Annotated in this window: 8 protein-coding genes and 1 rRNA gene (1 of these 9 only partly in view); 7 read left to right on the top strand and 2 right to left on the bottom strand. The window is 47.2% G+C overall.

Annotated features, from left to right (window positions below):
* The 3 genes from L3N51_RS05335 to L3N51_RS05325 form a co-directional block, all read left to right on the top strand.
* Window positions 1-1,042: ribosomal RNA gene (locus L3N51_RS05335) — 23S ribosomal RNA — on the top strand; it begins 2,016 nt to the left of the window's first position.
* A gap of 178 nt (window positions 1,043-1,220) precedes the next feature.
* Window positions 1,221-6,185 carry a hypothetical protein gene (locus tag L3N51_RS05330; RefSeq protein ID WP_238025941.1) on the top strand — a complete coding sequence of 1,655 codons (4,965 nt, stop codon included), beginning with the start codon at window positions 1,221-1,223 and terminating at the stop codon, window positions 6,183-6,185.
* A 224-nt stretch (window positions 6,186-6,409) separates the two neighbouring features.
* Entirely contained in the window at window positions 6,410-6,787 is a 378-nt protein-coding gene (locus L3N51_RS05325) for a hypothetical protein (RefSeq protein ID WP_238025940.1), read from the top strand.
* Between the two features lie 258 nt (window positions 6,788-7,045).
* On the opposite strand, the gene L3N51_RS05320 is transcribed toward L3N51_RS05325, so the two are convergent.
* A complete protein-coding gene (locus tag L3N51_RS05320; protein ID WP_238025939.1) occupies window positions 7,046-7,486 on the bottom strand; it encodes a hypothetical protein in 441 nt (146 codons plus the stop codon).
* A 94-nt stretch (window positions 7,487-7,580) separates the two neighbouring features.
* Complete coding sequence (locus L3N51_RS05315; protein ID WP_238025938.1) at window positions 7,581-7,895, bottom strand: hypothetical protein; 315 nt, start codon at window positions 7,893-7,895, stop codon at window positions 7,581-7,583.
* Between the two features lie 307 nt (window positions 7,896-8,202).
* On the opposite strand from L3N51_RS05315, the gene L3N51_RS05310 reads away from it, so the two are divergent.
* From L3N51_RS05310 to L3N51_RS05295, 4 genes are all read left to right on the top strand, one after another.
* Window positions 8,203-9,480: a glycosyltransferase family 2 protein gene (locus L3N51_RS05310; RefSeq protein WP_238025937.1), complete on the top strand. Its 1,278-nt coding sequence runs from the start codon at window positions 8,203-8,205 to the stop codon at window positions 9,478-9,480.
* A gap of 113 nt (window positions 9,481-9,593) precedes the next feature.
* The gene (locus L3N51_RS05305; RefSeq protein WP_238025936.1) at window positions 9,594-11,063 is read left to right on the top strand and encodes an MFS transporter; all 1,470 of its coding nucleotides are present in this window, start codon (window positions 9,594-9,596) and stop codon (window positions 11,061-11,063) included.
* Between the two features lie 80 nt (window positions 11,064-11,143).
* Entirely contained in the window at window positions 11,144-11,773 is a 630-nt protein-coding gene (locus L3N51_RS05300) for a helix-turn-helix domain-containing protein (RefSeq protein ID WP_238025933.1), read from the top strand.
* Window positions 11,774-11,946: 173 nt separating this feature from the next.
* Window positions 11,947-13,389: an aldehyde dehydrogenase family protein gene (locus L3N51_RS05295; RefSeq protein ID WP_238025931.1), complete on the top strand. Its 1,443-nt coding sequence runs from the start codon at window positions 11,947-11,949 to the stop codon at window positions 13,387-13,389.
* Window positions 13,390-13,462: the final 73 nt, after the last annotated feature.

The raw sequence follows: 13,462 nt of genomic DNA, 5'->3' as shown, positions 1-13,462 counted from the left end.
CCCGGGTCCAACCGGGCGAAGCCCCGCTGAAGGCCGGGGGTAACTCTGACCCTCTCAAGGTAGCCAAATGCCTTGCCGGGCAAGTTCCGGCGCGCATGAATGGATCAACGTGATCCCCACTGTCCCAGCCTGGGGCCCCATGACCGCCCAGAGTGGGTTCACAGTCCCGCAACTCCTCACACCGAGAGAAGACCCCGTGGAGCTTCACCGCAGCCTGGCGCTGGTTCTCGGGCGTTCATGCGTAGCGTAGGTGGGAGGCGTCGAAGTCGTCCCTTCGGGGGCGATGGAGCCGCAAGTGAAACACCACCCATGAATGCTCGGGAACCTAACCTGCGAAGGGACAACGTCAGGTGGGCGGTTCGGCTGGGGCGGCACTCCCGCGAAAAGATAACACGGGAGCCCAAAGGTCAGCTCAGGCGGTACAGAACGCCGCCGTAGAGTGCAAGGGCAAAAGCTGGCCTGACGAGACCCTTCAAAGTACGGGGTCTCGACGCGAAAGCGCGGCCTAGCGAACGCTCATGCCCCCACACGTGGGGGCTGGGCATGACAGAAAAGTTACCCCGGGGATAACAGGGTCGTCGCGGGCGAGAGCTCCCATCGACCCCGCGGTTTGCTACATCGATGTCGGCTCTTCCCACCCTGGAGGTGCAGCTGCCTCCAAGGGTAGGGCTGCCCGCCCGTTAAAGGGGAACGTGAGCTGGGTTTAGACCGTCGCGAGACAGGTCGGACTCTAAGGGTGAGGAGTGCACGCCGCCTGAGGGGAAGGTACTCCTAGTACGAGAGGAACAGGGTATCGGGGCCTCTAGTTTGCCGGTTGTCCGATAGGGCAACGCCGGGCAGCCACGCCCTAGGGGGTAACCGCTGAAAGCATCTAAGCGGGAACCCCTCCCCGAAAAGAGGCGGCGGTGTATGCTGGCCGCAAGGTCAGCATGCGGGAGCCCTCCCCAAGAACAGGGGGTTGATGGGGTGGGGGTGTAAGCCTCGAGGGCGAAAGTCCGAGGGGTTCAGCCTGCCACTCCCAATCGGGCGAGTCCAGCGCAACGTCTCTAGGTGGCTGGGTGTAATTGGTCGCAGCTAGCCTCATTTTCTACCTTGTGTTCACGTCTATCTTGTATTCTTTTTAGGGAAGGGGATGAAGGCATTGCGGCTAGATATTCTTGGATTCGTGATAGCGCTGGTCCAGAATATTTAAATTCTTGTGATTTTCATGTCCATATATAATGATTCTCTTTGACTCATCCTCAGCTCTCAGGGACACTAAAAAACGGGCCGTGATAGGCCCTCCTCGATCAGGTAAGTCTATCTTCTTGGCTTATTGTAATCTATTTCCTTCTTGTAAACAAAACTTTCCAGAATGCTTAAGTCTTCAATGTAAAGATAAGGAAGGATCTCTCTCCATAATAAAAGACCATCTTAACTCATCTGAGAAATTTAAGGACTTACCTAAAAGAATAATCAGATCTATAAAAGTTGGCTCTAATAATTTATCTGACGCCAATTTTTATCTAGATGAAAACCAAGCAGAGGAGAAAATAGATCTCTTTTTGAAATGTTTTGAGGGCTCCTGCGACGGTCTTATTAGCACTGATGGAGGGAATGTGACCAAGGATTCAATGATTCGGTTTCTTGACGAGGTCTATAGGGAGGAAACAGGTTTATCGCCTAATCCAATTAAACCTCAAACGCTTGACAAGGAGCAAGTTAAAAAGGACGTTCTTGCCATATCTACAATGAACTGGTATGGCATAAGATATGTTAACCCTAGGCTTATCCTGCTGGGTTTGGCATATGCTATTAACGATAAAAATTACAGGGATAGGCTAGGGGAGCATTTGATTTTCTCAAAGAAGTTTCTTTCGGCCGTGGGTTTAGGAACGCTATTTGCAGATGCATTATATGCATCTGCAGAGGAGCTTGGAATCGATTCCATGTTTAGATTATCTAATAACTTCGTTCCCTCGGTTCTAACCCTCCTTGGAGATAAAATATTACATGTAGGAGGAGAACTTCTACGTTTTGCGAATGTCTTTCCTCTTATTGCGGGAGGTTCTACGATACTTTTTCTCCTACCTATTACATTACTTACTTCCTTCTTCGAAAGAAGAAATGAAAAGAAGGACTTTATAGACAGCCTTATAGAGATAATTGAGAACTGGAGAAAATTACCCAAAGAAATGAAAGAGGTTGTGGCTAGAGGCGTCGACGAAAGGTTAGGGCTTGAACATGGGACCACAAAGTATATTCTTGACGGGCTGGCTTCAAGCGGGAAATTAAACGAAGAGTTGAATCAGCTCAGGCAATATTTTGGCAATCAATTAGAGGAACTGAGAGGTGATGTGAAAGCCGTTTTTGATACACTAATGAGCCTTCAAGAGAGGTTTGCTTCCCCCCTTAATATAGAATCTCTCGCAGAATATTATGGTGTATCCCCTCAGAAACTAGCCGATATAAAGTATGAAATAAAAGATGGCGTGTTTAGGGGAGTGTATTCTGCCCAAGATATCGCGGGAATGATTCTGAACTATCTTAACAAGGGCAGCGGGCTTAAATTCAATTTCCTGATAATCACGGGAGATCCTGGTGTAGGCAAATCGTGGTTGGGATATAGGATAGCCAGGGAATTAATGGATAAAGTCCAGGTATTCCGAGTGAATTCAACGAACCTAGATCCAGATACTTTTTCATTGTTGGCCAAGTTACATAAGTATAATGAAAGCGTTCCTATACTGTTCCTAGTAGATGACAGGTACGTGGGATTTGAACAAGGAAAGCTAAGTTTGGATAGGCTGAGTCAGTTAATATTATCGTTCAAAGAAAGTAAAAATATCAATAGTTTCCTGCTCATAACAATGAGAAAATACAGACTACAGCAAATCAAGGATTCCCTCAAGGAGACTCAATTAAATGATGTCATAATGGACATTTCCCCGGCCCAAGAGTCTCTAAGAGAGTTAGCAGAGAGCAGATTGCGAGCATTATCAGATAAAATGAGTGATCCTACCATTTCTCAGGTAGGGGATAGACTTGTCAGAACAGGTAAAAACGCCCTGCAACTGAGCATCCTTCTAGATTCTTTGGAGAAATGCAAGGATATGGATTGCGTGAAGGAGAAGATAAGTTCCTTCTCCGAGGAAATGGGCGAGGTGAAAAAGGAAGTTGCAAAGATCCTATTGATGGACTTCCATTATTGCTCTACCTCACTCAAGGATTGTCCAAGCATGGATGAGGATTTTGACGTGGAAAGGTTTGCTTTACTTAAGGTCGCAAGCGAAGGATTACCCGGAATTACGTTCATGAGGATGTATGAGGAGTACTCTGGGGCGTGGCGAATTAGGGTTGAACCTCTGGCTATACGCTCTGTCGTGGACTTGTTGAGAAATCGTAACCTAGTAAGGGAAAAATTGGAAAATATGCTTAACTATTTAGGGTTTTTCCGGATTGATAACTCTCTAAATATAGAACCTGTTCATGAAATAATGAAGGAGGCAGTGGATATGATATTGCAGGAAATCGAGGATAAAAATAAGGAACTCTATGATAATGTAAAGGAGAGAATCGAGGATATCAGAAAAGTCACAGCGGATTTTACCATAAAGATAATGGAGGAGATTTTAGAAAAGAAACTCCTAGCAAAGAGTTACGATGTGTTTCTTTCGCTTTTGACCTATCTCTTCAAGGCACGAAACTATATTAGTAACGAACAGATGGAACGTCTTCGTCACATTTTAGAGGCTAAAGTTGACGGAACTAGCCTTCTTCAAGTACTGCTTGACGTAGCTAAGGACCCCATTAATTTCATTGTATTAGGTAGTTTTGGTAATGAATGCCCTGACAATGCTCCAGAGCTTTATGCAGAGGCATTTTTAGCTGGAAAAGGTGCAGGCGAAGATACAATAAAGTGCGCCTTGAAGTTATTGGGAAGTAGGAACCCCAATAGCAGGTTTATAGGAGCCTCTAAGCTCAGGCAACTCTCCTTCACAAACTCAAACTCGTTGAGAGCTTGGCTTCCTAAGATCGAAGAGTCAATAAATACGGATGAGGCGAGCTGGTGGATAGCAGATACTCTGAAGAACATGGGCAAAGATTACAATCTCTCAGAAGGAACGAAGGAAAAAATACTTGGAATACTCTCTCTCCCTAGTCCGCAAACAAACAATTCCACTCAAGAGGGGTCTAGGGAAAGTTTTCCCTCTTTAGATCTGAAGATGAAGCTTGTGGAGTTATTATCCCTACATGAAGATAATGGCATCGAAGAATACTTTCTAAAGCAGTTTATGGAAGGAGACAAGCTCCTCGCCATGAGATATTTTCGCTTGGCAAGGAAGGCTCCCAAAATTAAGGAAAGGATAAACGTAATCGGTGAGATGAATTCTCTCCTATCTGATCCACGACTAAGGGAGGAGGCCTTACTGCTACTCTTGAAGTATCTTGATGTTGATGCGGAATTGGTGAAACAGAATCTGGAGAGTATAGTCAGATCCCTTAACGTGAAAGATGAGTACGTTATATCTGCGGGGATGTCGTATCCTTTAATGAGATTTATTAGTATATTGGCCAGGAAAGAGCTCTTCGCAGATATATTTGAGCGGTGGCTGGAGTCTAATGACCTAGAGAAAGTATTGGTGGGGAGTAAGTATCTCTTTGGTATAAGTGAATTGAGGCCAGATAAGGCCCCTCTGGAGCTCATACTCAGTTTCGCACGCAGAGACTTTGATGATATGTATGTCAAATCCAACCTTCTGAGCTCATTGGTGGTAATATTAGCTACCTCCAAGTCACTAGATGAGAAGAGAAAGGATGAAATAATTAGAATATTGAAGGAAAAGGGATTGGAATATGTGGCTTACTTCCTTCCTAGACTGGCCCAAATAAATCCCGCTGCAGCGAGAGAGTTAAGGGAAGAAGCGCTAAAGAGATTAAGCAACGAGGGGATCAGGGAAAGAATAATTGATTTCTTTGCATACTTAAATGACGAGGAAGTTCTGAGTGAACTAAAGAACTACCCAAGATTACAGGCATATTTCCTGTCCAAGTTATTGTTGGCCAACTCAGAGATGGCAATAAAATACATTGATTTAGTAAGTAATCTGCTGAACAAAGAAGAAAGTGAGATAGACGCCATGGATTTCATGATAGGGGTGGCAAAGTTCTACCCTGTTCTCGCTTTAAAGTATTATCCACAGGTTTTAAACAAGAGCCGCAGCGGAGAATTCTTCAGGCTCTTAGGAATGGGACTGGCAAGGCATCATATTCAAGAGATAGAGAAGGTAGTTAACGAACTTAAGGAGAGGTCGCCATCAGCTTTATCTCAATTTCTAGTTGGTTTGTCACGTGGAAACCCTGACTATGCGTGGAAATTCAAAGATATAGCTCTGGATTTACTAGAGTATCATAATGATATTTTGCCATTTTTCTTCTATATTGGTTTCGCCTATCCTGAAAGGGTTGATGAGATAAGTTCATGGAAACATAGTCTCTTTATAAAGAGATTAGCATATGCGAGTTTACTTGAGGGCGTTGCGCTGAGCGATCCGCATAGGGCATTATTCCAGGAAATAAACTTGGAGGATGAAAAAGAAGTAAGTGAGATTTTGCGAAGAGTTGCGTCCATTTTAATCTCTATGCATCCTGAACTTATTAGCAAGTTTAATTTCTACTCACCTTCTCTAGGTACGGTAGATATCAAACAGAAAGCTTACGGTTTCGCGCTCTTGGACTCTTCCTCACCCACTTCTGAGGTTACCATAGTAACTGATGCCAAGAAGCCAATTGTAGTGGTTATTGGAGATTCTACAATTGATTTGGGCGCTGCTGGTGCCTTTAAGATTCCTCTAGGTGCTAAAGTGTATCATGTAGATGAGTCAGCCTTCACTATTCCAGTTAACCTTGTTGTAGATAGTTTAATAATTCTTTCTCAAGAAAAACTAAATTTCAGCGTTATCATAGATAAGATTACTGCTCATGTAGAAAATAGAAATATAGGTCCGTGTGGTTTCACCTTGGATCAAGAGCTTGAGTGGAAAGATGGAGCTAAGGTTAAACTGACCGGAGTAACTTGCACTTCCTTTGGTCTTACCCAAAAGGGAGATGCTCATTGGGGGCTTACGGGAGCGTGTACTTGTGATGGTATCGACAAATGCGAAAACTGTAATGCCAGTCTTGGCTATAACGGACATTCCATGTAAGCTAATAGGTAACTAGCCATTAATCGAATGCGTGTTATAGCGAAGATTTAACGTCATGGAACTTGATCCTGACTTGTTTTTGTTTTCTATAATATTGACTAAAAATATTATAGATTTAATAAATAATAGTGTAATAATTAAAACTAAATGAATCTCTTTCATGTTTCGTCTAGCTTCCCTTCCTCAATATACCAATAACTAGGAATAATATCACTAGCGACTTTGTGTTTGTGGGCGCCTTTGTAACTATTTACTTGCTTAGCTTTTTAATCGGAATACCAGCTAGGAGAATAGCCTGGCCGAACTTGATAGACAGAGGAATTTCAAACTTAAGTAAGTTAATTGGTGGAATCTACGTTTCCTCGGTGGACTTTGCCTTGATTTTGTCGCTGGTGAACCTCTACCTTTCCGCACTGGCAGTGTTCGCGGGGGGCGATAATCAACTATCTGGTTTTGAGGCATTTTACGGAGCAGAGAAGCCTTTTGACCGTGATAGTGATATATGTTGTTTTAGTGGCTATAACTACTGCTATAACTACCTTAGTAATTCTGGCAAGAGTGTGAACTTTAAATATTATTTGCCTGTAAAGTTGTGGGATTAATCATTGGCTAGTCAATATTTCATTTATATTACTAGTATATGACTGATCTCTAGAAGCTGAGCATAGTGTCTCATGCGGGCGTATTTTAAGGTTTAAGAAGTTCAGTGCGAAGTCACGAAGCCATAAATTTATACAAGTTTGACGATGCCATGAAGCTCAGTTTGCAGATACATGGATATGCAAGATTGACTCTCATCTCTAATTTTCTCACGATATCTGAGCTCATAGCTCATTACGAGCTCGTCATAACTCCCGCCTTCATTTCTCCTTTCTCAACACTCCTATCACTAGGACCACTACCCCCGCAATCCCCAGGACTATCCCGAGCAGGCTGAGTATCCCAAAGAGGGCTATGGGAGAGGCCAGGTTTGCCACCACTATGTCTACCTTCACTGGGGAGGTGTAGTTATTCTGTACAATCAAGTTCCCGGACCCCGTGGCTATGGCCACGAATGCGTTATTGAAAACGTTCTGAGTCACCACGTTTCCCTGGACATTCACGTTGAGGGTGACCGGTGGTGAGGCTATAACAGTTATCACGTCCTCCTTGTAGGAAAAGGATTCCTGAACTGATTGCCCCGGCTGGAGCGTGCCTGAGGCCGTGACAGTGTTCTGGTGAATCTCAAAGAAGGCACTGAAATACATCACAACTGCTACCAGCATTATAATTAAACCAGCCAGTACTAAATTTCTTCTCATAAAATGAGTATTATTCGTGTATTAAAAAGTCTTCTTGATAACATCCGAATCTGTTCTGAAAAACTAGATTTAACCACGGTTTACTGGTAACTCCTCACCTTCTTTCCATTCCGAACATCACGGAGAAGTTGGCCAGAACTCCAAGGGCAAGGAAAAGATGTATCAGGAGGAGGACCTGGTCCAGGAATATCCCCAGTCCCCCATTCACTATTACAAGTCCCAGGTTACCCAGCGACATGCGCCTTTCAACCCCGGAGGTCCTCAACGTTGAGACCACGCAGACGGCCAGCAATGCCACACCCGAGGCCACATGAAGGGAGAGGGGAAAGCCCAGTTTCAGGAGAGCACCATCCATTATCTGCAGAATGGAGAGCCCCGCTCCCAGAAAGAATAGCCAGAGCCTCTTCATTGAATCAGGTATGGAGACTGGTTAATAACTTATTGTTCCCGGTTTGTCCTCGGCTTCCCCTGTGCGGGAGGTGGAAGAACTTTCGCCCTCACGATCCGCATCTCTCGGGAGATGGGAAAACGTTACCCCATGTCCACTTCACGGGCTTTCCAGGGTCGTTTCAATGCCCTTCCAGTCCTCCATTGCACGACGGGCTCAGAGTTTGGATAAACGTTAAATCCTATCCTGCATTCTTCTATCTATGCAGATTTTATCCAATTCATTTGAAAATTTTACTGTTGATGCTTATAATGAAACTATTAAGGAATTGAAAAGAACTTCCCGGCTGGAGTTCCTCGGGATGCTGGCCTCGTCCCCCGTTATGGCTTTTCTCTTCCCTGGCTGGCAATTCAGGACTGCCCTTGACGTCATCAAGCTGGGCTGGTACTTCGCGTTACCCAAGGTGGGGGAATTCGGGGCGTCCAGGCTGACCCTGGAGAAGGAGAGGCCCTTCATTGACGTGGACAGGCTCAGGGGTTTCAGGTATGATGGGGTGGTGATAAATCAGGTGGTTACCTCGGGCAAAAATGTCAGGACAGTGGAGAGGACGGTGAAGTCCCTTCATCACTGGTACAGGGAGGTAGAGCGAAAGTATTCAGTGAAGATTCCCCACGAGATCTGGGTGGTCACGGACGAGGGAAGGGAAGAAGGCTTAAGGGGACTGGAAGCCAGAATAGAGGTTGTTCCCAGCAGTTACGAAACCAGGAACAGGTCCATGTTTAAGGCCAGGGCACTCCAGTACGCCATGGAGCAGAGGAAGGGCGCTGGATCAGGAACCTGGGTTTACTATCACGATGAGGAGACGGTATTTGGAGAGGATAGCCTCCTGGGAATTGCTGAATTCGTTCAGGGAGATAGGGATGTGGGCGTTCACGCCATAGTTTACCCTGTTAACTGGAGGGGAGATGTGTTATCAGTTACGGAGACGCTTAGGACATCCAACGACGTGATCAGTTTGTCCCTGTCTCCAAGGGGGATGTGGCATGGATCTGGTTTCATGGCTAGGGCGGAGGTGGAAAGGGAGATTGGATGGGACTTCGGTGCCGTCAGGGCGGAGGATCTCCTTTTCCATTTGAGGGCGTCCAGGAGGTTCAGGTATGGGGTAATGAAGGGATTTGTTTACGAGATACCACCCCAGAACGTGAGGGACTTCCTGAGACAGAGGAGGAGATGGATACTGGGTATACTGGACGGGTTCAGGGAGGGAAGAATGGACATGAGGAACAGGTTGAAGTACCTTCTGGAGTTGGCCAGCTGGTATTCCTCAGCGTTGGGCTTTCTGGTACCAGTCTTTGTCCTCACGAGGGACGCGAGTGCACCCCTTCCCGTCGGCCCGTTTCTCACGGGGCCCATATGGTTCACCCTGATCTTCATGTTGAAGGATGGGTTTGTGATCACGAAGAGGTATGCAGGTCTGAAGAGACGGGACTTACCCAGGTTCATGGTAAAGGGGGTTACCGGTCTCATGCTCGAGGCCCTGGCGCCCTGGTACTCTCTGTTCACTGGCTGGAGGGATCACGGATTCCACGTAATTGATAAGGGGTAATAAAGCCCTATTTATCATCTTGGACTTATTCACGTTTTAACTTTAATGGTACTTCATGAAATCGGTTTAATTTACCTGATATTATTTCCCCGTTCAATTCCCCATGAGTCGGAATGGAGGAAAAGAACGCATCTGAGATTATAGCCAGACTGGATAGGTTACCGGTCTGGTCGCTCCCGGCCACGTTCATAGCAGTTCTGGGTACAGGTTTCCTCTTCACGTTTTTTGATATCTTTGACATTAACGTTTCGTTCATTCAGACAGCGCTCACGACCTTTGGCGTGACCTCACCATCGTCTCCGGAGATTCCGCAGTTGCTGGGCCCGGTGGTACTCTGGAACTTGGTGGGGTACGTCATTGGGGCGCTAGCCCTGACTCCCCTGGCTGACAGGTACGGGAGGAAGAGAATGCTCATGGTTACCATGGCCATCACAGGGTTGGGTTCCCTCTACAACGCGTTATCCCCTGATTACCTGAACTACTTGCTTGCCAGGACCATAACCGGGATTGGAGTGGGAGCTGATCTGGCCATAGTCAACACGTATATAAATGAGGTGTCTCCTGTGAACGGGAGGGCTAAGTTCACTTCCCTGGTTTTCCTCTTCGCCACCCTCGGAGCGTTCCTGGGTCTCTGGCTGGGTCTCCTGATTACCACTCCCCCGGCGCCTTTTCCTCTGGGGCTCCCGGTTGCCCTGGGAAGCACTGGCGTGTTCGCAACATCTGGTTGGAGGATAATGTATGGAATAGGCTCTCTCCTTGCGGTAATAGGCCTGTTACTCAGGGTTGAGCTACCTGAGTCCCCCAGATGGCTGGTGTCCAAGGGCAGGATAGTTGAGGCCTCAAGAATTGTGGAGAGGATGGAGGAGATTGCCAGAAGGAAGATGGGGGAACTACCACCCATACCGCAACATATTGAGGTGAAGACCATCACGGAGGTTTCCTACAGGGAGGCACTGAAGACAATCCTGGGGAACAGGGTTTACCTGAAGAGGTGGGTAATCATAATGTCCATGTGGTTCTTCGGGTATATCACTGTTTACACCAACGCTGCAGGGCTTACCACAATTCTCTCGTCTTTGGGATATCCATCATCGGAGGCAGGTATGATAGCGTCCCTTGGAATACTGGGTTTCGTGGCTGTGCCAGTTCTCCTGATTCTGTTCGGGGATAGGCTGGAGAGGAAGGTGTGGGTTCCCATCTCTGCTATCATAATGCTTCTTGGCGGAATAATCATGGCTGAGGCAGGGCGTAACTTCCCCCTCGAGGTATTGGGAGCTCTTGTGCTTTTCTTCGGTAATAACCTGTGGGTGCCCATCTCCTATGCCTGGACCACCGAGAACTTTCCAACCAGGGCCAGGGTCACGGGATTTGGGTTGGCCGATGGAATAGGGCATATTGGGGGAGGTATAGGCTCCTTCCTTGTGGCCCTGGAAATAGGTAACATAGTCTCACGGGGAGTGACAGGGAATGTGCCCCTCGAGGTTTTCATGTTGATGATATCGTTCCAGCTGGTGTCGGCGCTCATATCCCTGGCCGGAATCAGGACCGCCAGGAAACGTCTGGACGAGATATCTCCCCATTGACCCCTTAACAATTATAATATTTTTAATGCATATATAATAAGGAAAAGACTTTTAAAGTTTAAGATATTCATATACTTCATATGGGAGCCTTAAAGGTAATGACGATTTCAGTTCAACATGAGGGATGCTGGACTAGTAATCTGGATGACGTGGATGCCAGTACTGTGAACTATCAGGTTTACCCGGAAAGGGATTACTTGAGGTCCAGGATAACGGTGTATCCCAAGGATAAGTCCGTGGTGTTGAGGATGAAGAGGTCAAGGGGCGTGCTCAAGATAAATAAGGCAACGTCCTATGGCGACGTGTACTTTGTGGACTTTCTTAACAGGTACAGGGATTCCCTGGCGGGCTGGCTATACGATAAGGAGGTGATGTTTCTGTTTAACAGAATCTGGAGGGGAACCGAGACCTGGGGCTTCGTAATTTCCAGGGACAGGGTATCTGAGATACTGAGCGAGGTATCGTCATACGGAAAGCTGGTGAATTATTCTGTGGAGGACTTCAAGCTGGACCTGGGTCCCAGGCTCTCACCCGCTGAGAGGAGGGCATTGAGAACTGCCTATTCCAGGGGGTATCTGGACTACCCAAGGAAGGCGGATGCTGATACTGTGGCCATGGAGCTGGGCCTAAGCAAGGTTACTTTCCTTCATCATCTGAGGAACGCCTACAGGAAGTTGACAGTGCACTACCTCAACTCTGACCTGAGTTAAGGAGGATTAAAAGGTAGCCACGTTTAGGCTACTTAGTATTTTAGTTATGGAACGTCCTGTTTACAAATAGATTCCAGTGTATCCCTGTACCTGAGATAGAAAGGCAGGGCTTCATATGAAATCTGTATCATGGAAATCCTTTAGTTTTCTGGCCAAAACATTATTTGATTTCCATGATTCCAATTATTCTAGGTGGAGAGAAGATAGTAACCCAGACCAAGGTAACTGTGATGGATCCGGGAAAGGGAAAGCCCCTTGAGGAGGTCTCCGTAGCTGGAAGAGAGGAGACCAGACATGCCATAGAACTTGCTGATCAGGCCTTCGATCACTTCTCTAGACTTGCACTGAAGGACAGAACAAGAATCCTGGAGAGGGCTGCAGATATCATGGAGAGAAGGAGCGAAGAGCTGGCCAGAACCTTGACTGCAGAGTCCGGAAAACCCATAAGGGATGCCAGGGTCGAGGTTACCAGGGCAATTCACCTCTTCAGGTCTGCAGCACAGGAGGCCAGACTGGTTCTGGAGGGTACTACTTTCAGGGTGGATGGGTATGAGTATCCTCCCGGTAACGAGAAGAGAATGGTGATGTCCATAAGGGAACCACTTGGAGTGGTTGGGGCAATTCTTCCCTTCAATTTCCCGGCAAACAGTTTCGCCCACAAGGTGGCGCCTAACCTGGCTGTGGGAAACACGGTGGTTGTGAAACCCTCAACCTCAACCCCTATCACGGGTGTCCTGCTGGGCGAGATCCTGTATGACGCTGGACTTCCCAGGGGTGCGCTGAGCGTTCTTCCGGGCGGTGGAGATACCGTGGGGGCAGAGATAGTGGAGAACAGGAAGGTGAAAGGGATAACCTTTACCGGCTCAACCCCTGTGGGGACCTCCATTGCCTCTAAGGCAGTTACAACAGGGAAAAGGCTCATGATGGAGATGGGTGGATCTGATCCCATCATAGTGTTCAACGACGCCGATCTGGAGAGGGCATTATCCATCTCCGTCAGGGCCAGGTTTGAGTATGCCGGACAGAACTGCAATGCCGGGAAGAGAATCCTGGTTCAGGAAGGTATCTATGAGAAGTTTGTGAGAGAATATGTAAACAGGGTGAAGTCCTTGAGGGTTGGAGACCCCATGGATGAGAGTACCGAGGTGGGACCTGTAATCTCTGCGAACGTGGTCAAGGAGTTGGAGGACGCGGTGGTGGACTCCCAGAGAAAGGGAGGTTTGCTTCACAGGGGCTCGTCCGTAACTGGAGGTTATTATTTCGCTCCGACGGTGGTGGAGAACGCCAACTTGGAGATGGTGGTCATGAGAAGGGAGATCTTCGGTCCTGTGGCACCCATAGCCAAGTTCTCGGACTGGAAGGAGGCCGTGGAATTGGCAAACTCCACTGAGTACGGCCTTCAGGCTTCCATTTTCACCTCGGACCTGAAGATGGCACTGAAAATGAGCCGGGAAATTAGGGCTGGAGCCGTGATAATTAACGATAGCACCAGGTTGAGATGGGATTCCCTTCCCTTCGGAGGGGTTGGCCTTAGCGGAATAGGGAGCAGGGAAGGTGTGAGAAGTACCATGCTGGCCATGAGTGAGGAAAAGTTGATTTCCGTTGATCTTTCCTAGGCATGGAGATGGGTGGTTGAAGGAGGTTGCTGAAACCCCTTTCATCTCGGGTTTAAGAAAATTGTCTCCACTT

Origin of the sequence: Metallosphaera javensis (ex Hofmann et al. 2022), assembly GCF_022064045.1 — an archaeon.
Lineage (GTDB): Archaea > Thermoproteota > Thermoprotei_A > Sulfolobales > Sulfolobaceae > Metallosphaera > Metallosphaera javensis.
Note: the sequence above shows the minus strand (reverse complement) of the source record. Positions and strands in the feature narration are given on the sequence as shown.

Excerpts from the sequence above, each read along its gene's own strand:
- L3N51_RS05330 (WP_238025941.1), top strand. The coding sequence starts at position 1,221 with ATGATTCTCTTTGACTCATCCTCAGCTCTCAGGGACACTAAAAAACGG.
- L3N51_RS05320 (WP_238025939.1), bottom strand. The coding sequence starts at position 7,486 with ATGAGAAGAAATTTAGTACTGGCTGGTTTAATTATAATGCTGGTAGCA.
- L3N51_RS05315 (WP_238025938.1), bottom strand. The coding sequence starts at position 7,895 with ATGAAGAGGCTCTGGCTATTCTTTCTGGGAGCGGGGCTCTCCATTCTG.
- L3N51_RS05305 (WP_238025936.1), top strand. The coding sequence starts at position 9,594 with ATGGAGGAAAAGAACGCATCTGAGATTATAGCCAGACTGGATAGGTTA.
- L3N51_RS05300 (WP_238025933.1), top strand. The coding sequence starts at position 11,144 with ATGGGAGCCTTAAAGGTAATGACGATTTCAGTTCAACATGAGGGATGC.
- L3N51_RS05295 (WP_238025931.1), top strand. The coding sequence starts at position 11,947 with ATGATTCCAATTATTCTAGGTGGAGAGAAGATAGTAACCCAGACCAAG.